The 25,108-nt window shown below is 41.8% G+C and carries 24 protein-coding genes; all 24 read right to left on the reverse strand.

What is annotated here, in order from left to right; translation table 11 throughout:
• Positions 1-52 precede the first annotated feature (52 nt).
• The gene (rbfA, locus tag L634_RS0129700; protein WP_026585491.1) at positions 53-433 is read right to left on the reverse strand and encodes a 30S ribosome-binding factor RbfA; all 381 of its coding nucleotides are present in this window, start codon (positions 431-433) and stop codon (positions 53-55) included.
• 17 nt (positions 434-450) lie between these two features.
• The gene (locus L634_RS0129705) at positions 451-732 is read right to left on the reverse strand and encodes a DUF503 domain-containing protein (protein ID WP_026585492.1); all 282 of its coding nucleotides are present in this window, start codon (positions 730-732) and stop codon (positions 451-453) included.
• Positions 732-2,957, reverse strand: a complete 2,226-nt coding sequence (gene infB / locus L634_RS0129710) for a translation initiation factor IF-2 (protein WP_026585493.1) — start codon at positions 2,955-2,957, stop codon at positions 732-734. The genes L634_RS0129705 and infB overlap by 1 nt, the downstream gene beginning before the upstream one ends.
• 19 nt (positions 2,958-2,976) lie before the next feature.
• Entirely contained in the window at positions 2,977-3,279 is a 303-nt protein-coding gene (locus L634_RS0129715; protein ID WP_026585494.1) for a YlxQ family RNA-binding protein, read from the reverse strand.
• Positions 3,276-3,560, reverse strand: a complete 285-nt coding sequence (gene rnpM, locus L634_RS0129720) for an RNase P modulator RnpM (protein ID WP_026585495.1) — start codon at positions 3,558-3,560, stop codon at positions 3,276-3,278. The genes L634_RS0129715 and rnpM overlap by 4 nt, the downstream gene beginning before the upstream one ends.
• 18 nt (positions 3,561-3,578) lie before the next feature.
• Positions 3,579-4,736 (reverse strand): transcription termination factor NusA, encoded by a 1,158-nt coding sequence (gene nusA, locus L634_RS0129725; RefSeq protein WP_026585496.1) that lies wholly within the window; start codon positions 4,734-4,736, stop codon positions 3,579-3,581.
• Between the two features lie 114 nt (positions 4,737-4,850).
• Positions 4,851-5,318, reverse strand: a complete 468-nt coding sequence (rimP, locus tag L634_RS0129730) for a ribosome maturation factor RimP (RefSeq protein WP_026585497.1) — start codon at positions 5,316-5,318, stop codon at positions 4,851-4,853.
• 236 nt (positions 5,319-5,554) lie between these two features.
• Positions 5,555-9,865, reverse strand: a complete 4,311-nt coding sequence (locus L634_RS0129735) for a PolC-type DNA polymerase III (RefSeq protein ID WP_034263506.1) — start codon at positions 9,863-9,865, stop codon at positions 5,555-5,557.
• Positions 9,866-10,079: 214 nt separating this feature from the next.
• On the reverse strand, positions 10,080-11,783 hold the full coding sequence (locus L634_RS0129740) for a proline--tRNA ligase (protein WP_026585499.1): 1,704 nt from the start codon (positions 11,781-11,783) through the stop codon (positions 10,080-10,082).
• Between the two features lie 141 nt (positions 11,784-11,924).
• Entirely contained in the window at positions 11,925-13,187 is a 1,263-nt protein-coding gene (gene rseP, locus L634_RS0129745; protein WP_026585500.1) for an RIP metalloprotease RseP, read from the reverse strand.
• 125 nt (positions 13,188-13,312) lie between these two features.
• A complete protein-coding gene (locus L634_RS0129750; RefSeq protein ID WP_026585501.1) occupies positions 13,313-14,455 on the reverse strand; it encodes a 1-deoxy-D-xylulose-5-phosphate reductoisomerase in 1,143 nt (380 codons plus the stop codon).
• Positions 14,456-14,764: 309 nt separating this feature from the next.
• The gene (locus tag L634_RS0129755) at positions 14,765-15,559 is read right to left on the reverse strand and encodes a phosphatidate cytidylyltransferase (RefSeq protein WP_026585502.1); all 795 of its coding nucleotides are present in this window, start codon (positions 15,557-15,559) and stop codon (positions 14,765-14,767) included.
• 19 nt (positions 15,560-15,578) lie between these two features.
• Positions 15,579-16,355 carry an isoprenyl transferase gene (locus L634_RS0129760; protein WP_026585503.1) on the reverse strand — a complete coding sequence of 259 codons (777 nt, stop codon included), beginning with the start codon at positions 16,353-16,355 and terminating at the stop codon, positions 15,579-15,581.
• 362 nt (positions 16,356-16,717) lie between these two features.
• Positions 16,718-17,275 (reverse strand): ribosome recycling factor, encoded by a 558-nt coding sequence (gene frr, locus L634_RS0129765; RefSeq protein WP_026585504.1) that lies wholly within the window; start codon positions 17,273-17,275, stop codon positions 16,718-16,720.
• A complete protein-coding gene (pyrH, locus tag L634_RS0129770; protein ID WP_026585505.1) occupies positions 17,275-18,000 on the reverse strand; it encodes a UMP kinase in 726 nt (241 codons plus the stop codon). The genes frr and pyrH overlap by 1 nt, the downstream gene beginning before the upstream one ends.
• A 145-nt stretch (positions 18,001-18,145) precedes the next feature.
• Complete coding sequence (gene tsf / locus L634_RS0129775) at positions 18,146-19,027, reverse strand: translation elongation factor Ts (protein ID WP_026585506.1); 882 nt, start codon at positions 19,025-19,027, stop codon at positions 18,146-18,148.
• A gap of 226 nt (positions 19,028-19,253) precedes the next feature.
• Positions 19,254-19,955: a 30S ribosomal protein S2 gene (gene rpsB / locus L634_RS0129780; protein WP_009330721.1), complete on the reverse strand. Its 702-nt coding sequence runs from the start codon at positions 19,953-19,955 to the stop codon at positions 19,254-19,256.
• A 147-nt stretch (positions 19,956-20,102) separates the two neighbouring features.
• The gene (locus L634_RS0129785) at positions 20,103-20,705 is read right to left on the reverse strand and encodes a hypothetical protein (RefSeq protein ID WP_026585507.1); all 603 of its coding nucleotides are present in this window, start codon (positions 20,703-20,705) and stop codon (positions 20,103-20,105) included.
• A gap of 9 nt (positions 20,706-20,714) precedes the next feature.
• Positions 20,715-21,026, reverse strand: coding sequence for a hypothetical protein (locus L634_RS0129790; protein WP_026585508.1), 312 nt, complete (start codon positions 21,024-21,026; stop codon positions 20,715-20,717).
• A gap of 26 nt (positions 21,027-21,052) precedes the next feature.
• A complete protein-coding gene (locus L634_RS0129795; RefSeq protein WP_026585509.1) occupies positions 21,053-22,423 on the reverse strand; it encodes a DUF342 domain-containing protein in 1,371 nt (456 codons plus the stop codon).
• A 36-nt stretch (positions 22,424-22,459) separates the two neighbouring features.
• Positions 22,460-23,218 (reverse strand): FliA/WhiG family RNA polymerase sigma factor, encoded by a 759-nt coding sequence (locus tag L634_RS0129800; protein ID WP_026585510.1) that lies wholly within the window; start codon positions 23,216-23,218, stop codon positions 22,460-22,462.
• A gap of 225 nt (positions 23,219-23,443) precedes the next feature.
• Positions 23,444-23,941, reverse strand: a complete 498-nt coding sequence (locus L634_RS0129805) for a chemotaxis protein CheD (RefSeq protein WP_026585511.1) — start codon at positions 23,939-23,941, stop codon at positions 23,444-23,446.
• Positions 23,934-24,575: a chemotaxis protein CheC gene (locus tag L634_RS0129810; RefSeq protein WP_026585512.1), complete on the reverse strand. Its 642-nt coding sequence runs from the start codon at positions 24,573-24,575 to the stop codon at positions 23,934-23,936. The genes L634_RS0129805 and L634_RS0129810 overlap by 8 nt, the downstream gene beginning before the upstream one ends.
• Position 24,576: 1 nt before the next feature.
• Positions 24,577-25,050, reverse strand: coding sequence for a chemotaxis protein CheW (locus L634_RS0129815; protein WP_026585513.1), 474 nt, complete (start codon positions 25,048-25,050; stop codon positions 24,577-24,579).
• Positions 25,051-25,108: the final 58 nt, after the last annotated feature.

The following is a 25,108-nucleotide window of genomic DNA, read 5'->3' on the forward strand; positions in this document are numbered from 1 at the left end:
ATCTCTTCGTTTAGAAAAAAATGGATAGACAAATGTGTCTATCCATTCAACATTATTCTTTGTCAGTTGACCTGTCTTCATCCTTTGAACGGCCTTCATCCTGGATCTGATGAAGCAATGACTCAATACGGTTGCCATAGTCAATAGATTCATCAAATTCAAATAGAATTTCCGGTGTTTTTCGCAGCCGGATTCTTTGGCCGATTTCAGATCGGATAAAGCCTTTTGCTTTAGCCAGGCCGCGAAGTGTATTTTCCCTCTGTTCTTCATCACCCAGAACAGAAATAAATACAGTTGCCTGCTGGAGATCACCGGTAACTTGAACATCAGTCACAGTAACAAATCCAACCCGCGGATCCTTTATTTTCCGGCCGATGATTTCGCCCAGTTCTTTTTTCATTTGTTCTCCAACTCGATTTGCTCTAAGGCTCATTTCTATTTCACCTCTTCTTAAAGCCACTCTAAATCAGTAATTGTCCGTTCAATTTCCGGAAACGAATCAATCATTTTCAGGGCATTTTGCAGTTCATGTTCCGTTGAAACCTGGTGGGACGAAACAGCTACGATGGCAATTTTCGTTCTTTGCCAAAGATCCTGATAGTCCACCTCTGAAACAGATACATTATATCTTTGCTTCAAGCGGGTTATGATTCGCTGCAAAACTGCCCGTTTTTCTTTTAAAGAATGTGTGTCATAAATGATACATTCGCAGGCTGCAAGGCCAATTATCATTAACGTTCCACTTCCTGCATAATATATGCTTCGATAACGTCGCCTTCTTTTACGTCATTGAAGTTTTTAATGGTAATACCGCACTCATAGCCTTGTGCTACTTCTTTTGCGTCATCTTTGAAACGCTTCAGGGCATCGACTTCCCCTTCAAAAATAACAACGCCATCACGAATTAAGCGGACACCGCTGTCGCGCGTAATTTTTCCTTCAGTGACATATGAACCGGCAATCGTACCGATTTTGGAAACTTTGAAAGTTTGGCGTACTTCAGCTTGACCAATGATTTTTTCTTCGAATTCAGGATCAAGCATACCCTGCATCGCCAATTCAATTTCCTCAATCACTTTGTAAATAATGCGGTGCAAGCGGATATCTACGTCTTCTGCTTCAGCTGCACGTTTCGCATTGTTATCAGGGCGAACGTTAAATCCAATTACAATCGCATTGAAGGCAGCAGCCAATGTGATGTCAGATTCGTTAATGGCACCTACACCAGTATGAAGAATACGCACATTTACGCCTTCAACATCAATTTTATTAAGGGCAGCTGTTAAAGCTTCCGCAGAACCTTGAACATCGGCTTTTACAACGATGTTTAGATCTTTCATTTCCCCTTGTTTCATGTGTTCAAACAGGTTATCAAGACTTACGCGTGTTTTTTCATTTCTTTGGGCCTGCAGGGCTTGCTGTGCACGCGCTTCACCGATTTGGCGGGCTGTCTTCTCATCATCGAGAACTGCAAAGCGGTCACCTGCTTGAGGAACATCATTAAGACCTGTAATTTCAACTGGTGTTGATGGTCCAGCAGTTTTAACTCGGCGGCCCAGGTCATTCACCATTGCACGTACACGGCCAAAAGTATTTCCGACAACGATCGGATCCCCAACCTTCAATGTACCGTTTTGGACAAGAAGTGTTGCAACGGAACCGCGGCCTTTATCAAGCTGTGCTTCAATTACCGTACCAACTGCATTGCGGTCCGGATTTGCCTTGTACTCCTCCACTTCACTTACAAGCAGGATCATTTCAAGAAGCTCATCAATTCCATCACCTTTAATAGCTGAAATCGGAACAAAGATTGTATCTCCGCCCCATGCTTCAGGTACAAGGCCATGCTCTGTCAATTCCTGCATAACTCGGTCAGGGTTGGCAGCTTCTTTATCCATTTTGTTCACAGCCACGATAATTGGCACTTCTGCAGCTTTTGCATGGTTGATTGCTTCAACTGTTTGCGGCATTACACCGTCATCTGCTGCAACAACCAGAATCGTAATATCTGTGATTTTTGCACCGCGAGCACGCATAGTAGTAAACGCCGCGTGTCCTGGTGTATCAAGGAATGTAATTTTCTTGCCGTTTTCTTCAACCTGGTAGGCACCGATATGCTGAGTGATTCCGCCTGCTTCACCAGCCGTTACCTTTGTATTGCGGATGGAGTCAAGCAATGTTGTTTTACCATGGTCAACGTGTCCCATGATCGTAACAACTGATGGGCGTTCTACTAAATCCGCATCCTCGTCATCTGTGAAGTATACTTCAAGGTCAGTTGTATCAACCAATACTTCTTCTTCAACTTCAACACCATATTCACTGGCGATTAATTCAATTGCATCTTTGTCAAGGTCCTGGTTAATGGTTGCCATTACTCCAAGCATGAAAAGCTTTTTAATGATTTCAGAAGGTTCGCGGTGCAGCTTCTTTGCCAGTTCCGCTACTGTCAGTGATTCGCTGAAAGTAATTTTTGAAGGAAGCTCCTTCACTTTCTTAGGAGCTGGGGCCGCCTGTGTCTGCTGCTGATGTTTTCCTTTGTTGTTTTTGTTCTTATTGTTCCGGTTATTATTTCTGTTGTTATTGTTCCTATTATTGTTATTGCCTCGGTTATTCCCGGAAAAGTTTTTGTTTGGCTGGTTACCCTGGCCTTGGTTTCTGCCTTCACCGGATTTATTTTGAGGCTTGCCTTTAGGAGCTGATGAGTTTTTATCATCACTCTTATTTGAAGCTGGTTTTTGGTTTCCCTGCGGCTTTTGCTGGTTTTGAGGTTTATTCTGCTTTTGAGGCTGCCCCTCATTCTTGCTGAAAATGCCGTCAAGCTTCTGTACAGCAGCCGGCTCTATCATTGTCATATGGTTTGAAACCTCAATTTTCATATCTTTTAATTTAGTAATAACATCCTTGCTTGAAATGTTATGTTTTTTCGCATATTCATAAACGCGCATTTTACTCATACTTTCACCCCCGCTAGTATTAATCGAGCAACGTTAACAGCTTTTTTGCAAATCCGGCATCTAACACTGCCACAACAACGCGGGCTTCTTTCCCTATAGCCTGGCCGAGCATCTCCCGGTTTTCTATAAGCTTATAAGGAACCCCGAATGATTTACATTTATCTGTAACTTTTTTTGCCGTATTTGCGGATGCATCTGCAGACAGCAAAACAAGCTTTGCTTTGCCGTTTCTGATCTCTTTAACAGCAAGCTCTTCTCCCGAAGTAATTTTCCGTGCCCGATTGGCTAAGCCAAGCAATGACATCCATTGATTTGAGTTCATTTGGATTGCCGTTTCTCCTTCTCTATTAACTCCAAGAGTTCTTCATATATAGAATCATCTATGGAAACTTCTAAATGGCTGGCTAAGATATTTTTCTTTTTAGCTAATAAAACTGCTTCCTTTTCTTTAGAAAGATAAGCGCCGCGGCCGGACTTTTTTCCGGTCGTGTCAACAGAAACTTCTCCTTCTTTGGAGCGAACGATGCGAACGAGTTCTTTTTTCGGCCTCATTTCACCGGTTGCGACACATTTTCGCATAGGAACTTTTTTACGGCTGTTCACGATCATTCCCCTCTTTCCCTATTCTTTATCCTCTATAAGCTCATCTTGAAAATCGAAGTCGGCATCAGTGCCATAGTCTTCGTCTTCATATTCATCATTATCAAAATTCAACAGTGTTTCTTCGCGCGGAAAGATGCCTGATTCACGCGCTTCTGTTTCTGATTTGATGTCAATTTTCCAGCCCGTAAGCTTGGCTGCCAGCCTTGCATTTTGGCCGCGCTTTCCGATTGCCAGAGAAAGCTGATAGTCCGGTACAACAACCGTGGTGGCTTTATCCTCTTCATTTACAATTACATCAAGCACTTTTGAAGGGCTCAATGCATTTGCAACGAAAACAACCGGATCCGCAGACCACTTAACAATGTCAATTTTTTCGCCCTTTAGCTCATTTACTACTGCCTGGACACGTGTTCCTTTAGGCCCTACACATGAACCTACCGGATCTACCTCTTCATTGTCTGAATGAACAGAGATCTTTGAACGGTCTCCAGCCTCGCGGGCAACTGATTTAATTTCGACAGTCCCATCATAGATTTCCGGAACTTCAATTTCAAATAATCTCTTTAGCAGGCCTGGATGTGTTCTGCTTACAAAGATTTGCGGTCCCTTTGTGGTCTTTTCAACTTTTGTGATAAAGACTTTGATGCGGTCATGCGGCTTGTAATGCTCATTCGGCATTTGTTCATTTGCAGGAAGGATCGCTTCAATCTTTCCAAGGCTCACATAGATGAACTTTGGATCTGTACGCTGGACAATTCCTGTCATGATATCTTCTTCACGGTCAATAAATTCTGAATAGATGATGCCTCTTTCCGCTTCACGGACACGCTGTGTAACGACCTGTTTAGCAGTCTGGGCAGCAATGCGCCCAAAGTCCTTAGGTGTTACTTCCATTTCCACAACATCCTCAACCTGGTAGTTCGGGTTGATTTTTTGAGCATCCTCAACAGAGATTTCAAGGCGCGGGTCAAATACTTCATCCACTACTTCTTTGCGGGCAAATACTCTCATCGTTCCGTTGCCAAGGTTTAAATCAATTCGCACGTTTTGCGCCTGGTTAAAATTTCGGCGGTAGGCTGACACCAATGCCGCTTCAATTGCTTCAATAATCACATCGCGAGAAATGCCTTTTTCTTTTTCAAGCAATGTCAGAGCATCCAAAAGTTCACTGCTCATGAGATTTATATCCCCCTTTATTTCTCTTTTAAAATGATCGGGAACAGCGGAGTCCCAATATGCCGACGAGCAAAATGGCTTACAATTAATAAGCAAGCCCGCAATAGGCCGGCATTAAAAAACAACGGCTAAACGGGCATTGGCTACCTTATCATAAGGAATTTCCACACTTTTCTTTCTCGTTTTGATTGTAACTTCAACCGTAACGGTTTCGCCGTCAAATTGTGTTAAAACACCTTCGAACGTCTTTTCTCCATCAATCGGCTCATAGGTTTTTATGAAAACGTTTTTGCCGATTGCTTTCACAAAATCCTGTTCTTTTTTCAGAGGGCGTTCAGCTCCCGGCGATGAAACTTCCAAGAAATAGTTGTAAGGAATTGGATCAGCAGCATCCAGCTTTTCACTTAGCCTTTCACTGACTATTCCGCATTCCTCAATATCAACACCAGTTTCTTTATCAATAAATACGCGAAGGAACCAGTCTTTCCCTTCTTTTACATATTCAATGTCGACTAATTCTAAATTAAGCTCATCCACAATAGGGGTGACCAATTCTTCAACCGTTTCAGTCACTTTGCTCATTCATTTCCCTCCTTTTACTCGGATTGATAGCTCTTGTTTTTTCAGAAGTTTTATTTTGATATTCAGGAAAAAACCGTACACAACACGAAAGAGTGGGTTGCCCCACTCTTCCTTTTGCGAGAGTTATTCTTAGTATTTCCAATAAAACTATACCATAACCAATTTTTTTATGCAAATGGAATGACTGTCAGCACAAGGGTTTAAGCAAGGAAAATCCCATTTTTTAGCTTTTGCTCCTAGAAAAGAGAAAGCTGATTTTGCTCAGGAAGGGATTCCAGGCAGCCGTGATTATCCAGATACTCAATAATCGTCTTGGACACTTTTCCACGCTGCTGGAGGTCTTCCTTGGATAGGAATTCCCCTTCCTCTCTAGCTTTCACAATATTGAAGGCTGCATTCGTTCCGAGTCCAGGAATCGAATTGAAAGGAGGGATTAAAGAATTTCCGTCAATAATAAACTCGTTGGCGCTTGAGCGGTACAAGTCTACTTTCTGGAAGTTAAAGCCCCTTTCATTCATTTCCAAGGCAAGCTCCATAACTGTTAACAGGTTCTTTTCTTTTGTTGAAGCTTCCAGTCCCTTTGCGTTGATTTCTTCAATACGAGCCCTGATTGCTTGGGACCCCTTTACCATGGCATCAACATCAAAATCCTCCGCGCGGACTGTGAAATACGCTGCATAGTACAGAAGCGGATGGTGAACTTTGAAATACGCTATTCGGACTGCCATTAGTACATAGGCGGCAGCATGGGCTTTAGGGAACATGTATTTTATCTTTTTGCAGGAGTCAATGTACCATTCCGGCACTTCATTTTTTCTCATTTCCTCTTCCATTTCATCGCTAAGGCCCTTACCTTTACGGACTGATTCCATAATTTTAAAAGCAAATGCAGGTTCAAGTCCCTGATAGATCAAATAAACCATTATATCGTCACGGCAGCCGATTACTTCACTCAGGTTGCAAATGTTGCTATGAATTAATTCCTGGGCATTTCCGAGCCAAACATCCGTACCATGTGAAAGTCCAGAGATTTGAACGAGTTCAGAAAACGTAGTTGGCTTTGTATCCTCAAGCATTTGGCGGACAAATCGGGTACCAAACTCAGGGATTCCAAGCGTTCCTGTTTTACACATGATCTGCTCGTCCGTAACCCCAAGAGATTCTGGACCGCTAAAAATCTTCATTACTTCAGGGTCATCTGTCGGTATTGTTTTAGGATCAATGCCGCTAAGGTCCTGAAGCATCCTGATAACCGTCGGATCATCGTGCCCGAGTATATCAAGCTTTAATAGATTATCGTGTATGGAATGGAAGTCAAAGTGAGTGGTCTTCCATTCGGATGATCGGTCGTCAGCCGGGAACTGGATCGGCGAGAAGTCGTATATATCCATGTAATCAGGGACAACGATAATACCGCCCGGATGCTGCCCGGTTGTCCGTTTTACCCCTGTACAGCCTGAAGCCAGCCTATCAATTTCTGCCCCACGGATTTGGAGGTTGTTGTCCTGCTGATAAGCTTTTACATACCCGTAAGCAGTCTTATCCGCAACTGTGCCAATGGTTCCTGCGCGATATACATAATCTTCCCCAAACAGCACCTTTGTGTAGTTATGCGCTCTTGGCTGATATTCTCCGGAAAAGTTCAAGTCGATATCAGGAACCTTATCACCTTTAAAGCCAAGGAAGGTTTCGAATGGGATATCATGTCCATCTTTTTTATATTTAGCTCCGCAGTTCGGGCAATCCTTATCAGGCAGGTCAAAACCGGAGCCAACTGAACCGTCATTGAAAAACTCGGACGTTTTGCATTCCGGGCAGACGTAATGAGGCGGCAGAGGATTTACCTCCGTAATTTCCGTCATCGTCGCAACAAACGAGGATCCTACTGATCCACGTGATCCAACCAGATATCCATCGTCGAGCGATTTTTTTACAAGCTTATGGGAAATCAGATAGATTACGGCGAAACCGTGCCCGATGATACTCTTAAGCTCTTTTTCAAGGCGTGCTTCAACGATTTCAGGAAGCGGATCACCATATATTTTTCTGGCCATGCCGTAACTCATGCTGCGCATTTCTTCATCTGCACCTTCAATTTTCGGCGTATACAAATCATCTTTGATTGGCTTAATTTCCTCTATCATATCCGCTATTTTGTTTGAGTTCTCTACAACGATCTCCTTCGCTTTCTCTTTTCCAAGGAATGAGAACGCATCTAGCATTTCATCCGTTGTCCTGAAATGTACATCAGGCAGCTGATGGCGATTCAGCGGGTTTGCTCCTCCCTGGGAGTTAACAAGGATTTTCCGATAGATTTTATCATTCGGATTCAAATAATGAACATTGCCAGTTGCTACAACCGGAATGCCAAGCTTGTCTCCCAGCTTTACAATGTTGCCGATAATTTCTTCCAGTGCTTTATCGTCTCTTACCAGTTCAAGCTCTAAAAGATGCGCATAAACCGCTTTTGGGTGAACTTCCAAATAATCATAGAATTGCGCCGTATCTTCCACTTCATCCGGGGATTTCTGCATCATTCCTTCGAACACTTCGCCTTTATCACAGCCAGAGCCAATCAGAATTCCTTCCCGGTGCTTTTGCAGCACAGACCGAGGAATACGCGGCACTCTGTAGAAGTATTCAAGATGCGATATAGATACAAGCTTGAAAAGATTTTTCAAGCCGGCTTCTGTCTGCGCAAGCAATGTACAATGGAATGGCCTCGCACGCTGATAGGCATTGCCCTGGCCCATATTGTCATTAAATTGATCGTGATATTCAATCCCTTTTTCATCCGCATGCTTTAGCATTTTAAGAAGCAAATAGCCCGTCGCTTCGGCATCATAAATAGCACGGTGGTGCTGGGTAAGTTCAACATCGAACTTTTTTGCCAATGTGTTCAGGCGGTGGTTCTTCATATCAGGATAAAGAAAGCGGGCAAGCTCGAGCGTATCTATAACAGGATTCGTCGCTTTGCCTATACCAATCTTTTTATAGCCAACATTAAGGAAACCCATATCAAATGATGCATTATGCGCTACTAAAACTGCATCTCCAGTCCACTCATGGAATTTATGAAGCACTTCTTCCACTTCAGGTGCATTTTCCACCAGGTCATCTGTGATACCAGTTAAATTAATCGTTGTTGCAGAAAGTGGATGATGAGGATTTGCAAAGGACTCAAAGCGGTCAATGATTTCACCATCGCGGATCTTCACCGCCGCAAGCTCTATAATTGTGTCATAAACAGCAGATAACCCTGTTGTTTCAACGTCAAATACAACATAGGTATCTTCAGTTAATTTGCGGTGTGCGTCATTATAGGCAATTGGCACACCATCATCAACAAGGTTTGCTTCAATGCCATACAGGATTTTTATATCATTTTTCTTACCTGCACCATACGCTTCTGGGAACGATTGGGCAACAGCATGGTCTGTAATCGCTATAGCCTTATGTCCCCATTTCTTCGCCTGGGCAACAAGGGTACTGACAGATGATACTGCATCCATTTGGCTCATAGGAGTATGCAGGTGCAGCTCAACCCTTTTTTCATCGGCAGGAGCAGTATCCTGCCTTTGTATAGGCTTTATTTCATTAATATCGTTTCCGATCATAACCAAATCGCGGACAAAGGTGTCATTCTGTATGCTTCCTCGTACCTTTAGCCACATTCCTTTTTGGACATGCTGGAATAGCGCTGCATCTTCTTTGTCACGGGAGAACATTTTTACAAGTATGGAGCTTGTATAATCGGTAATTTTAAAAGTTAATAATGTTCTGCCGGAGCGGAGTTCTCTTGTTTCAGCAGCAAAGACATACCCCTCTATAGCTACTCGGCGCTCTTCATCAACTATATCAATCAATTTGCGGTAATCCGCGTCATCTTTAATCGTCAGGCCGATAGTTAGAGGGCCTTGCGGTGCTGAGGTATCGGCTGACTCTGCTTCGGCCTCTTTCTTCTGCATTTCAATTGCTGCCTGGAGACCGCGCTCCTGATCTTCTTTACGTTTGGCCTCCATGAATTTTTGATATTCTTCATTTGACCCTTCTTCAGAAACTTCTGTATCGATTGTTAATGAAGGGAAACCGAAAATCTGAAAAACATCCGAAATAGTTCCCGCATATTTTTTCTTAATTGAAAGACCTTCCAATTCGTTACGGACCTTGATGATGATTTTGTTGCCTTGTACAGAGGGAACTTGTTCATTCAAGAGCTTTATTAGCGGCGGCGCCATGCCATCCATCTCCTGAATACAGTTATGCCAGTATTCTAGAACAAGCTGCTCAGTAAAATCCTGATCTTTTACAGAAATGCTATATGAGATTTCTGCAATATGGGAAAATGTCTTTTCCAGCTGATCCGTGAAGCGGCTATATACATTACAAGGCAGAATCCGCGGAAAGACAAAATAAAAATGCCACTTCCTGGACTGCCTTTCCACTACAACCCTTTCAATCTGGGCATCATGAAAGTGCTGCACAAAGGCATCTTCTGTTAGCTGCATCTGCTGGAGCAAGAGCTGAAATCTAGACGGTTCGCTCATCTTTCTCTCTCCCATCCAATAATCTAGTTCTCTATAATAAATTGTTATATTAGTTATGTGGTCATATTCCTTATGAGAGACGAACTTAATTATAACATATACTCTCGGCTAAAAAACTTCATTTATTTTCTAGTGATTAAAAAACGGATTCCCCTTTGGAATCCGTTTCTTGGAATAATTTTCCCGGTTGTTAAAATCACTTTAGCAATCCAGTTTATAATGATGACATCATTTCAGTAATTTTTTCTGTCAGCTGATCTTTATGGATTTCATACATTTCGCCAGATTTTCTAATCTTTACTTCCACAATGCCTTCTGAAGCTTTTTTGCCCACTGTAATTCGGATCGGCAAACCGATTAGGTCTGAATCTGCAAATTTGACACCCGGACGTTCCTGGCGATCATCCATTAGTACATCATAACGATTTTGCTTCAAAGTTGAATATAACTCTTCTGCAAGAGCTGCCTGAGTTTCATCCTTCATATTGATAGGAATCAAATGAAGGTCAAATGGAGCAAGCGCACTCGGCCACACGAACCCATTCTCATCATTGAATTGCTCTGCGACAGCAGCCATTGTCCGCGAAACTCCGATGCCATAACAGCCCATAATCATCGGCTGCGTTCTGCCGTTTTCGTCTAAATAAGTCGCTTCCATTGCTTCACTGTAACGTGTACCAAGCTTAAAGATATGGCCCACTTCAATACCTTTGGCAAATTGAATTGTTCCTTGTCCATCTGGAGAAGGGTCCCCCTCTTGAATAAAACGAAGATCCGCAAATTGTGTTACATCGAAATCACGTTCAGGATTCACATTTATATAATGAATACCCTCTTCATTGGCACCGCATACACCGTTAACGATTGCTTCTACTGCACGGTCTGCAATTACATCAATATCTTTCACACCAATCGGCCCTAATGAACCGACAGCACAACCAAGGACTTGCTTTGTCTCTTCAGGTCCTGCAAGATCTACTGTAGCAGCGTCGAGCAGATTCTTTAGCTTGATGTCATTTACTTCATGATCTCCACGCACAAGTACAAGAACATATTTGTCATCCACTTTAAATAGAAGCGTCTTAATGCATTGCTCTTGTGGCACATTTAAATATGCAGAAACTTCTTCAATTGTTTTTTGGTTTTCTGTTGCAACCTTTTCAAGCTGTTTAGCTTCCTCGCCACTTTTCTTATATTCTGCTGTAACTGGAGCCATCTCTATATTCGCTGCATAATCCGATGCATCAGAATAGGCGATGGTATCTTCCCCAACGTCTGAAAGAACCATAAATTCATGAGTGTCTTTTCCGCCCATCGCACCTGAATCAGCAATAACCGCTCTGAAATTAAGCCCGCAGCGTCTAAACACATTAGAGTACGCTGTATATAGCTTGTCGTACATTTCATCAAGACTTTCTGCCGAAGAGTGGAAAGAATATGCATCCTTCATAATAAATTCACGTCCTCGTAGAAGTCCGAAGCGAGGCCGCTTTTCGTCACGGAATTTCGTTTGAATTTGATAAAGGGCCAAAGGCAATTTCTTATATGATTTTACAACATCGCGAACAAGGCTGGTAATTACTTCTTCATGAGTAGCACCAAGGGCGAATTCCCTCTCATGCCGATCCTTCATTCTCATCAGTTCAGGTCCATATGTATACCAGCGTCCAGATTCCTGCCACAATTCAGCTTGCTGCAGGGCTGGCATTAAAAGCTCAGATGCTCCCGCATTGTCCATTTCTTCCCTGATAATGGCTTCAACCTTTTGAAGGACTTTTTTGGCTAAAGGCATATAGCTGTATATTCCGCTTGCGTTTTGGCGGATAAAGCCTGCTCTTAGCAGCAGTTGGTGGCTTCGTATCTCTGCATCTGCCGGTACTTCTTTTAATGTAGGAATTAGCGTCATGCTCTGTTTCATTTAATAGCACCTCTATTTTTAAGATCAAATATATTATCTATCAGCTGCTTGAATAAAAGAAGGGCCAAACAGTCCATCAGGAAAGCAATTTTTCCGCTTTCCAGATGGCCGGCCCTTCTTTTCGTGCAGCAATTACAGGTTTTACAGGAAAAACCTTTGGATATCGTTCCAAGTAACTACAAGCATTAGAAGCATCAAAAGGGCAAAACCAATAAAATGGACCATTCCTTCTTTATGACGGTCAATCGGCTTTCCTCTAACAGCTTCAACAGCAAAAAACATTAATCTTCCTCCATCAAGAGCCGGGATTGGCAGCAAGTTCATAATACCAAGGTTTATGCTCAATATTCCAGCCCATTTCATCAGATAATAGATTCCTGATTTTGCTACAGTGTCTGTAGAGACATAAATGCCTACAGGGCCGGATAAGGCATCAATTGAGAACTGCCCTGTTACCAGCTTGCCTAGCATAACGAAGATTTCTTTCGTCCAAAAATACGTTTCTTTGGCTCCATAAGCAATGGCTTTTAACGGTGATTTCTCCATTGGGCTGTATACACCGATAATCCCAATTTTTTCACCTTCTACATCCTGAACTTTTGGTGTTACCGGAATGGTAAGCTCCTGGCCATTTCTGTCCACCAAAAATTCAAGCTCTTCATTTGGATTTTGGCGGATGATTTCAACCACATCAGACCAGCTCGAAATCTCGGCTCCATCCACACTATTGACAATGTCGCCTTCCTTTAGGCCAGCCTCATATGCCGCCCCATCCGGGGTCAATTTTCCAAGTGCAGGCTCATTAGTTGGAATGCCTTGCAGTAATGCAATCAATACAAAAACAATAAAAGCAAGAACGAAGTTCATCATAGGGCCAGCAAAAATTGCCATTGTTCTTTGTCCCAATGTCTTTGAAGCAAATTGGCGGTTATATGGAGCAATAAGTGTTTCTGTCCCATCTTCAATCAGGACAGCAGATGGGCTGATTTTAAACACCTTTAGCGATTCTTCTTCTTCACCTTCCATATACCCTTTAATAACAAGGTCGTGTTCAATATCAGCGTGTTCAACCTCTATGATTCTTGCTTCCGGATACTTATCTTTATTATTTAAAATGATTTTGCTTACTTCTTCATTTCCATTCAGGATCAAGCCAATGCGGTATCCTGGCTTGATTTCAATCATCTCCGGGTCTTCACCGGCCATACGCACAAATCCGCCAATCGGCAGTAGGCGAATTGTATAGACAGTTTCATCTTTTTTGAAAGAAAATACTTTAGGCCCAAAACCAATGGCAAACTCCCGGCATAGGATTCCTGCTCTTTTAGCAAATATCAAATGTCCTAATTCATGGAAAAATACCAATGCCCCAAATATAATGATAAAGGCTATTACTGTACTCAAGTTTTAACCACCTTTTTTTAGAGGTTGTTCAAATGATGCTGAAAAAAGTATATAGCAGTCAGTTGCCAGCTATCCCATTCGGCCCTAATCTTTTGGGGCCGCCTTTTCAGCGATTGAACCCAAGCTTATAGAAGCGAGTTAACAAATTTTCTCGTTTCCAAATCAGTCTCTTGAATCTGGTCAAGACCTGGATTTGAAATCTTGTCATGGCTGCTCAATGCTTTTTCGATGAAGTCTTCTATTTGCAGGAATGTAATCTTTCCATCTAAAAAGGCAGCAACGGCAGCTTCATTGGCTGCATTAAGTACGGCTGGCATTGTGCCCCCAGCCTTGCCTGCTTCATAGGCGAACTTTAAGCAGCGGAAGCGATCGAAATCCATTTCTGTAAAGTGGAGTTTTCCAACTTCAGCAAGATTCAGCCGGTTTGCTGACGATAACGGCAGCCTGTCAGGATATGTTAAGGCATATTGTATAGGTACTCTCATATCCGGGGTGCCGAGCTGTGCAATTACGCTGCTGTCATGGAATTCTACCATGGAATGAATAATGCTTTCTTTATGAAGCAAAACATCAATTTTGCTGTAGTCCATGGCGAAAAGCCAATGGGCTTCAATTACTTCAAGCCCCTTATTCATCATTGTGGCTGAATCAATAGTGATTTTTGCTCCCATTGACCAATTCGGATGGTTAAGCGCCTCTTCAACTGTAACATTCTCCAATTCCTTGCGGGAACGGTCTCTGAAGCTTCCGCCAGAAGCAGTCAAGATGAGCCTTTCAATATTCTTCTCTTTTTCTCCTTGCAAGGATTGGAATATAGCAGAGTGTTCACTGTCCACCGGAAGCAGCTGTACACCATTCCTCTGAGCGGCTTCCATTACAAGGTGGCCGGCTGTAACAAGTGTTTCTTTATTTGCTATTGCAATTGTTTTCTTTTCTTCAATTGCCTGCAAGGTCGGATCAAGGCCTACACTTCCCAATACCGCGTTTACCAGAATATCTGATTTTGGATAGACTGCCACCCCTATCAGGCCATCATGTCCATATGTAAATGTTATGCCGGGAAACTCAGCTTTAAGAGTATCTGCATATTTTTTTTCTGATAGTGAAACAAACTCCGGCTGAAAATCACGGATAATTTTTCTGGCCAGATCTATGTTTCTGCCGGCAGACATCGCTGCAAGCTTAAAATCCTCAGGGTGTTCCCTGATAATATCCAGGGTCTGGGTCCCAATTGAACCTGTTGCACCCATTAAACTAATATATTTCATCGTCTCCTCCTATAAGAAAAGCGCAAGGCGCCCGCCTAAGAACGCAGACTAAATTCGCCACATCCTCCCAAAAGCTGCCGCTTTTGGGAGTGCGATGAATATGCTGACGAAGCTTTCCTTGTCCTGCGGGCCTCAAGCATAAGACAAGCCGGCTGAAAGGCTGTTCTTTAACCTTTTAGCCGGATGTCTTAGACCCAAGAGCCGATGGCGCCTGGAGCCAGACAGTAACCAAATTTAAAAATGTAAATTCTAACCTTCATCTTTCTATTAATGAGAAAAAACCAATCGAAAGGTCATGTTGCCCATAATTCACAGTAAATGAAAAAAGTGGAGCAGCGGCAATACAAATAATAAGCTGTCAAAGCGGTCCAGAATCCCCCCATGGCCTGGAAGGATATTACCAGAATCCTTAACATTATAATGCCGCTTTAACGCTGATTCTACCAGGTCTCCTATTTGGCCAAATACAGAAAGGATCGCTGTTATAATTAACAGTCCGATTAAGGACTCGTTTATATCTGTAAAAAGTATAAACAATACCGCAACTGCAAGAGCACAGATCACTCCGCCCAGCGAACCTTCCACAGTCTTATTAGGGCTAATTTCTGGCCAAAGCTTCTTTTTCCCCATAGCTTTTCCTATAAAATATGCCCCTGAATCTGTTGCCCAGATGAGGAACAGGGCAAAAAAGATATAAGTCAGACCATTGTCTGCAAAACGCGTTTCCATAAAATAGTAAAACCCTATCCCAACATACAGGGTGGACATAATAGAGAAAGCTACATCATCAAAGGTAAACCTATTTTTTGTTGCGACTGTATAAGTTAAAAATAGAAGAACTCCAAAAAGAGCTACCTCAATTTTTGTATAGTGCAAATCATCCAGGATTGGCTGAAATTCTTTAGGCAATAGGAAAACCCATAATAGCAGTAAAGAAATAATTCCCGGAATAGAGAATAAACTTAAATCCCTCATTCTTAATAATTCATACAGGGCAATGGATGCAAGCAAGTAAGCAAGAATGATAATAGGTATTCCGCCGTAAATAATAACTGGCAGCAGAACCGCCCCAAATATGATTGCTGTAATAACACGTTGCTTCATTAAATTTTCAACACCTTTATTATACTCCTCCAAAACGCCTTTGGCGGCTTTGGAATACTTCAATCGCTTCAAGCATTTGCTCTTCATTAAAATCTGGCCACAACACATCTGTAAACCAAAATTCAGTGTATGCAAGCTGCCAGAGCATAAAATTGCTAAGCCTGATTTCACCGCTTGTACGAATTAACAAGTCTGGGTCCTGAAGTCCGCTGGTCATAAGATAAGATGAAAACTTTTCTTCATCCAGCTCATTTTCATTCATTATACCACTTTTGCAATCATTTAAGACATGTTTGACTGCTTCAAGTATTTCTGCTCTGCTTCCGTAGTTAAGGGCAAAGTTTAATACCAGGCCAGTGTTGCTTTTAGTCTCTTCTATTGCTTTCGCAACTGCATTGCGGGTATGGGCCGGCAAGTGATCCATATACCCAATCATTCTTACCTGCACGTTCTCTTCAACAAGCTCCGGCAGGAAAGTCCCTAAAAACTCCTCTGGAAGCTTCATAAGAAAATCCACTTCCATTTTAGGTCTTTTCCAATTTTCTGTAGAGAAAGCATATAATGTTAGAGTCTTCACACCTATTTCATTGGCGAATTTTGTAATTTTCCGTACAACCTTCATGCCTTCATGGTGGCCCGCTACTCTGGGAAGGGCTCTTTTTTTAGCCCATCTGCCGTTTCCGTCCATTATGATGGCAACATGTTCAGGAATCTTTAATTCCTTTATTTTTTCTACTCTCTCTCGGAGATCGGAAGTACTGTTTTGCGACTTCCATAACTTCATTTTATCAAACATATGACTGCTCCTTTAAATTAGGTTAATCCTCCGATAAAAGATAAATCAGAAAGCGCATTCGCCCAAAGCTTGACAGCTGCAAGCTAATTAAGGTTTGCTATATCTTTTTAGAGATTATTTTCACTGGAAAAATTATCATATCCCTTGCTTCCGCATGATAATATCATACCAAAAATAAAAAAATATATCTCTATAAAAGAGTATGTAATCCAATCAAAATTAGGAATAGGACGGTTTATCTCTTAATTGCAGGCTCTTGGTAAAACCATAATTGCCTACTGCATTTCTTCTATATATTTATCTTTACTTCTAAAAGTGTAAAAAAACCCCCTATTGATAGAGGGTTCACATTATATAGAAAGTTAAACTGCAAGGATTTCTTTTTCTTTCTCTTTTGTAATATCGTCGATCTTGCTGATATGTTCATCAGTAAGCTTCTGAATATCATCAGAGAAACCGCGAAGATCGTCTTCCGTGATTTCACCATTTTTCTCAAGTTTCTTAAGATCATCATTGGCATCACGGCGAACATTGCGGATTGCCACTTTCGCTTCTTCCGATTCCTTTTTAACAACCTTGACAAGCTCTTTACGGCGCTCTTCTGTAAGCTGAGGAATTGCAAGCCTGATGACACTGCCGTCATTGGAAGGATTCAAACCAATATCAGATTTAAGGATTGCCTTTTCAATTTCGCCAAGGATTGACTTATCATATGGCGTAATAACCAAAAGACGTGCTTCAGGAGCAGAAACTCCAGCAAGCTGGTTAATAGGTGTAGGAGCACCATAGTAATCTACAGTGATTCTATCAAGGAGTGATGCATTTGCTTTTCCGGCACGAATGCCTGCAAGCTCACGAGTATAAGCTGAAATTGCTTTAGTCATTCTTTCTTTCGCATTTGCAATAACTTGTTTTGGCATTATTTTTTCCCCCTAACGATTGTTCCAATTGTTTCACCCATTACGGCGCGGTTAATATTGCCTTCTTCCATAATTGAAAATACGATTAATGGAATGTTGTTATCCATGCATAGAGATGATGCCGTAGAGTCCATAACAGCTAAACCTTCCTTCAATACATCAAGGTAGGAAAGCTCGTCATACTTCTTGGCATTCTTGTCAATACGCGGGTCTGCGGAATAGACGCCATCTACATTGTTTTTAGCCATTAAAATTACTTCTGCCTCAATTTCAGCAGCTCTCAAAGCGGCAGTTGTATCTGTTGAGAAATAAGGATTTCCGGTTCCGGCAGCAAAGATTACAACCCGCTTTTTCTCAAGATGGCGAATCGCTCTTCTGCGGATGTATGGTTCAGCAACCTGCCTCATCTCAATGGATGTTTGCACCCTTGTTTCTACTCCGAGATTTTCAAGGCTGTCCTGCAATGCCAATGAGTTCATGACAGTAGCGAGCATCCCCATGTAATCGGCATTTGCTCTGTCCATTCCCATTTCTTCTCCAATCTTCCCGCGCCAGATGTTACCGCCGCCGACTACCACGGCAACTTCCACACCTAAAGCAGCCAGATCCTTGACCTGGACAGCGATTGATTTAATCACAGATGGATTTATTCCGAAACCTTGCTCACCTGCTAAAGCTTCTCCACTTAATTTCAAGACCACGCGTTTGTATTTAGGGCTGCTCATAAGAACCTCCATATGTAGAATTAGAAAAGCGCAAGCGCCTTTTAAGGCACCATGCTACGATTAATTTTATCTTACTCTTGAAAAACAGGGAACACAAAGTGTTCCCTGAATCCTAGCTGATAAAAGCTATTGTTGCTATAATTAATTATTTTTTAACCTGGTTCATTACTTCTTCAGCGAAGTTGTCTTCACGCTTTTCGATGCCTTCTCCAACTTCATAGCGAACAAACTCACGGATTTTTCCGCCTTTTGATTCTACGAATTTACCAACTTTTTGGTCAGGATTTTTAACGAAAGCCTGATCGTTTACACAAACATCTTCGAAATATTTGCCTAGGCGGCCTTCAACCATCTTAGCAACGATGTTTTCCGGCTTGCCTTCGTTAAGAGCTTGCTGAGTCAATACTTGGCGCTCGCGCTCTACCTCTTCTTGTGATACTTCATCACGAGAAACATATTTAGGGTTTAGGGCAGCAATATGCATGGCAACATCTTTCGCTGCTTCTTCATCAGTTGTTCCTTCAAGAACTGTTAACACACCAATGCGTCCTCCCATGTGAAGATACGCACCGAAAGCGTCATTGTCAGTCTTCGTTTTGATTTCAAAACGGCGAAGAGTAAGCTTTTCACCGATCTTAGCAATCGCACTGTTGATGTGGGATTCTAAAGTTGCGCCGTTTGCCATTGTTTGGCCAGCTGCTTCTTCAACAGATGCAGGCTTGTTGGCTAGCAAATGCTCAGCGATTTCTTTTACAAGAGTTTGGAAACCTTCGTTCTTAGCAACGAAGTCTGTTTCAGAGTTTACTTCAAGGATAACTGCTTCGTTTCCGTCCACCTTAACAGAAGTAAGACCTTCTGCAGCAATACGGTCGCCTTTCTTAGCAGCTTTAGCGATTCCTTTCTCACGAAGGAAATCGATTGCTTTTTCCATGTCGCCATCAGTTTCCTGAAGCGCTTTTTTGCAGTCCATCATACCTGCGCCTGTTTTTTCACGAAGTTCTTTAACCATTTGAGCAGTAATTGCCATTATAAGATCCTCCTTAAATGAGTTATGTAATTATATCTTTACCATATATAACAGTATGGAAAACAAAACTTTGCCCTATCTTTAAAAAAAGGTGATAAAGGGTGCTCCCTCTTATCACCTTCTTTAAAGCAAAGTACTGCAAAGCCATGGAATGCCTGCAAAGTAAGCATATCAGCTTGCGCATATAGCCCGCTTTCGTCTCTTCCATGGCTGCATTGCTTTTGAATTAAGCAGTTGTAACTTCTTCACCTTGTTTAGCTTCAAGGATAGCATCAGCCATTTTGCCTGTTAAGAGCTTAACAGCGCGGATAGCATCATCATTTGCAGGGATTACAACATCAATTTCATCCGGATCACAGTTAGTGTCAACGATACCAACGATAGGGATGTTTAATTTATGTGCTTCTGCAACAGCAATGCGCTCTTTGCGAGGATCAATAATGAATAAAGCATCTGGAAGGCTCTTCATATCTTTGATTCCGCCTAAGAACTTCTCTAAGCGCTCTTGCTCTTTCTTCAATTGAACAACTTCTTTTTTAGGAAGAACTTCGAAAGTTCCGTCTTCAGACATTCTTTCGATATCCTTTAAACGTGCAATACGCTTTTGGATTGTTTCAAAGTTAGTTAAAGTTCCGCCTAACCAGCGCTGGTTTACATAGAACATACCAGAACGGATTGCTTCTTCTTTAACAGAATCTTGAGCTTGTTTCTTAGTACCTACGAAAAGGATTGTACCGCCGTTTCCAGCAAGCTCCTTAACGAAGTTATAAGCTTCTTCTACCTTCTTAACAGTCTTTTGAAGGTCGATGATGTAGATGCCGTTACGCTCAGTGAAGATGTACTTCTTCATCTTAGGGTTCCAGCGGCGAGTTTGGTGTCCGAAATGCACACCAGCTTCAAGCAATTGCTTCATTGAAATTACTGACATTTTGTGTTTCCTCCTAATGGTTTTTTTTCCTCCGCTCATATCATCTTTAGCCGGCAACTGCATGTGTACAGCACCATCCGGCTAAATCCATAAGCGTGTGTATTAACACCATTTGTTAATATAGCACAAGTGTTTTTGACAATCAAGCTATTCTTGCTGATTTTGCCGAAATTTAAGCATTAATGCAATTTCCGTTCTGCCTTTGCCCAGTTTTTTGGCAATTTCATCCTCAGTCAGGCCCTGCTTCTTCAATAAAAGGACATGATGAAGCAGGGAAATTTCAGGCTGACTTTCACCATCAGTTTTATTCTGGCCAGGCTGCTGCTCGATGGCAGTTTCATTCGCTTGCAATAAAGGCTTTATTTCCTTATCTGCATCAGCAGTCCGGCTGCTGTCAGGGTTTGAACTTTTTTTATATGCCCTAACAGCCTGGTAAGCAGAAGCCTTTGCACTTCTTAAATTCTTTCCAGACGGCTCTGACGCGTTTTGTTTCAACTTGCCTTCTTCTCTATTTTTTTCTATTGAAGGCACTTCGTTCACCATAAGCTTTGAAACCCTGTCAATAAAATGATCATTTTCCTCTTTCATCTGAATGAGGCAAGCAGAAATGGACTCTTCCATTTCATTAATCATTCTCTTCTGTTTTTTCTCTGTTTCCAACAGCTTATTTTGCCGGAGAAAAAGCAGAACAATGGCAAAGAGTGCTATGATATTCAATAACAGGCTTAACACTAAAAGGAAAAAAGTCATACGATCCCTCTATCCGATGTAATCAATAACCTTCCCTTTATATGGGTGGCTTTGTTCACTTCTGCTGTTTTTTCTATGTTTTTCTTTACTCGTTTGCCCGTCACTGCCCTTTTGATTGCTTCCATCTTCATTTCCAAGCCTCACATTTTGTTTTTGTTCTTGTTTTAATACAGAATGGCGATTCTTCTCTTCATCTTTGCGGGTGCTTTCGGCAGCCATCTCACCCATAGCCTGGCCTCTTTGCTGCAGTTGTTCCTGAACCTTGCCGGCATCAAGGGTTCTCGGCAGTGCAACCTGCAACTCAACTGATTTCAAACTCATTCGTGGCCACTTCCTTTACACATGGGTTAGATGTCCTCCGCTTTGAGAGATTTTATTCTTATTTCTCCTTTTGAAAAGGAGTATCTGACAGAGCCGCTTCTATCCTTAATCACCGTTGAATATTTCCCAAAGTGTAAAACAGTATTAGGAAATACCTTATTATGTATTACTATAAAAGCGCGCGATTTCTCATCCTTCTCTTTTTTGAGGACTTCCAGCTTTTCATTAATTTTCTTTAGTTCACTTTGCAGATGGGCTTTAGTTGTTCGCTGTTTTAGAATAATTGATTTTTGTTCTTCAGACAGTCTCCCAGACTGCTTGGACATTTCTAATAGCTTTTTCTCAATATTCTCCAATTTTTTGTGGTTATCACAAAGTATCAGCGATTCTTTTCTGAGTGCATTTTCTTTTTCATCCAAAGCAGAATCCATTCCAGCGTAAAGTTCAGTTTTAGTAAATAATTGATTGCCTGATTCTTTTATTTCAATATCAGAGCCGGATATAAGCACACCCCCAATGACCAATGCCTGGCTGCTGCGGATTGCTCCTCCTGCCTGAACATGGCTATGAAGCATTGACTTTTTAATTATAACATCCTGTTCCGCTTTTATTTTAGCCTGACTAAGATAAGCTGCCTGAACATTTCCTCCAGCTGTTACTGCCCCTTTATGACTTCCAGAAATCCCTCCTGAAACGATAATATTGCCATCTGCCCGGAGTTCGGACCCCTCAACCAGGCCATAAACGATAAGATCCCCGCCAGCTTTTATCTCATAACCCGCCGGGATGTTACCATTTATGATGACATTTCCGACAAAGTCTATATTTCCTGTCTTTAAATCCAAGTCTCCTTTCACCTCAAAAACCGGATTCACAGAAATACTATTTGAGGTGAAACTCACCTGTCCATCCATTAAAGAATAAAATTTCTCACCATTTAATATAACGTTCTTACCTGGTTTGACTCTTAGCGGCAGCCCGTTCCGTGCAGGGATGGCACAGCCGAAAATATCTTTTCCTGCCGTTCCTGGCGTTGGGGAGATAATGGACGCTATAACCTGTCCTTTTTGAATAGAAGGAATCTGAAGGACGTCTCTGAAGTTAAACTTTTCTCTATTCTTCTTTTCCTCACTCCGGACTTCATTCAGCAAATATGCATCCCTGCCATCTTCCGGAGGCATCCCTTCAGCTATGGATATCGGATATTTAACTGAAAGGGGGGCTTCACAAATTTTGTTAATCGCAACTTCGTTAATTCCAAAAGTTATCTTCTCCTTAGAGAGCAGTTTTTTTATGCCATCAGCTGAAACTTGCTTATTCAATTCATTGTTTTCCAGAGGCTGCAGCATGGCAGCCAAGCGATTTCCATCAACCAATATCTGAAACTGATTTTCCATACTGATCCCTCTTTCTGCAGGAATCTGCTGGGGACTTTATAAAACCTTCTCCAGCGACTGTCTGAGCTTAAAAATAGCTTTGGAATGAATCTGGGATATTCGTGAAGTTGATAACCCCATTACTTCGCCAATTTCTGTTAATGTCAATTCTTCTTTGTAAAACAAGCTAATCACCAGCTGTTCCTTTTCATTCAATTGTGTAATTCTGACAGCCATTTCTTCCAGCATCTCGTTTTTTAAAACTTTTTCTTCCGGTATAACCGCTTTATCATCCTTTATCGCAAAAGAACCTCCATCTTTTTCTTCAGCATCAGGCTGTTCATCAATGGACAATACGTTTGCATAAAAATGTTCATTCATCACTGAATAAACTTCAGTTTCCTCCATCTGGACCTCAACTGCAATCTCAGCTGCTGTGGCATTCCTCATTAGCCGCTGTTCAAGCTTTTCAATTGCCGCTTCAATCTTCTTGGCTTTCTCCCTTGTGCTCCTTGGCAGCCAATCTTCCTTTCTTAATCCGTCTAATATGGCGCCGCGTATTCGAAATGAAGCGTATGTATCGAATTTTAAATCTCTTGCAGGATCGAATTTTTCCAAAGCATCGTATAACCCCATCATACCAAGGCTCCGAATATCATCTCTTGAAACACTTTTCGGAAGGCTTACTGAAATTCGCTGCACATGATAGCTTACGAGAGACATATACTTCTTCACAAGAAAGTTCCCCGCTTGAGCATCACGAGAGTCTACCCAATTAGCCCAGTATGTATTTTCTTCAATCGTCAGCTCCGCCATGGCCATCCTCCTCAAACGTCTCCTTTTCTATTAAAGATCGTTATTTTTATCAAATATTTCCTCTTATTATATTAGATACAGGTAATCTCAATTCTTTGAACCATAGGGTTTACAAGAGATTCCAGTGTGTCATTTGCCGGTGACCAGATGTGATTATTAAAGAATAATCAGCTTTTATAGATAAAAAGCTGATTCATTATACCCATCAGTAATACATCATCATGTTTAAATGACAGTTTCACCATTATTGACAGTCCGGATCATTAACTTTCCGGTTGTTGGATTGAATTCTATGGTTCTTCCGCTATTTCCGCCTACATCCTCTGCTAAAACAGCAATTTTCAAGTTAGCTAGCTCCTTTTTGACCGCTTCCACATTTCTGGGTCCGATCCGCATTAAATCACTGCCAGTAGAGAACTGAAACATTTGAGCTCCGCCTGCAATCTTCGCTTTTAAACACGAAGTCTTCGCGCCGCCATTTGACATGCGGATAACGAGTTCTCTAATTGCGGTATCTGCGAATTTTGCTGAATTAAAGGCTGAACCTTTAGCAAGAGATGAGTCAGGCAGCATAACATGTGCCAGTCCTGCAATCCCGCAGCTTAGATCATACAAAACGATTCCAACACATGAGCCCAATCCTGTTGTTCTGATTAAATTAGGCGTTTTTACAATATTCATATCTGCTATCCCAACTTTAACGATTTCAAGCAGCTTATTCATGATCCTGAACTCCAAAAGCTTTAAAAATGATTTGAAAGGATTCAGGATCAGGAAGAAGGAAGAAATGGCCTTTGACAGAATCACCTGAATTGCCCTCATCATTCAAAGCTGTGTCAATCACAATGGCGTAATCGCTCACTTGTGATACTTCAAGCAAACCCGTACCGATAATCGCTCCTGCCATATCAATATTGAGCATGGGCACAGATGGAAATAGAGACAGGTTCGTAAAGTCGGATAAAGAGGATAAATATGAACCAGATAGAATGTTTCCAAGCTCTTGCAGAGCAGAAATGGCAAGTTCGTTATATAGTGGTTCTTCTGCATTGAACTCTATGCTTACAGGCAAGGCACGAATAAAATTCTCTGCCTGTTTGAGCGGAAGGACAAAGAACATGCTTCCAGGCGCGTCTCCTTCAATTCTAAGGAACACACCGGCTACTACATTTTCCGCTCCCCCTGCCAATTCCATCATTTCATTAAAGGAAACGATCCTGACATCTGGAACGGTCATATCTATTTTTTTGTTAAGCAGAGTAGAAAGAGCTGTCGCTGCATGTCCTGCACCAATATTGCCAATTTCCTTAAGAATATCCAAATATAGAGAGCTCATATTCTTACGAATAAAATTCATTTTACATTCCTGCTGTTCCGCTAAAAATTTCGAGCTCAGCCGGATTAAAGACTTTCTCCAAATCTATTAATATCATTAATCTTTTGTTAATTTTTGCGACACCTTTTATAAAATCTGCCTCTTCTGTACCCACGACTTCTGGCGGGGGTTCAACTGATTCATGGGGAACATCCATCACATCATTAGCTGAATCAACAATCAGCCCAACCTCTATATCATCCATAACAGCTATAATGACACGTGTATGGTCATTGTATTCAGCCTCTTCCAGATTAAACCTGTTTCTCAGGCTGATGATTGGAGTAACAACACCGCGCAGATTAATAACTCCTTTAACAAACCCAGCTGTTCGAGGAACTCTTGTGATATGCTGCACTTTTTCAATGGAACGAACCTGGTTAACAGGAATAGCATACTCTTTTTCTTTTAATTGGAACACGATCAATTTTAAATCGGCCGTTGCTGCCTCACTCATACTGGTCACTCCTTTATTAGCTTTTCAATATCGTAAAACACGGGAGATTTGAGAATTT

This window comes from Bacillus sp. J33 (genome assembly GCF_000518885.1).
In the GTDB taxonomy this organism is placed as follows: Bacteria; Bacillota; Bacilli; order Bacillales; family Cytobacillaceae; genus Cytobacillus.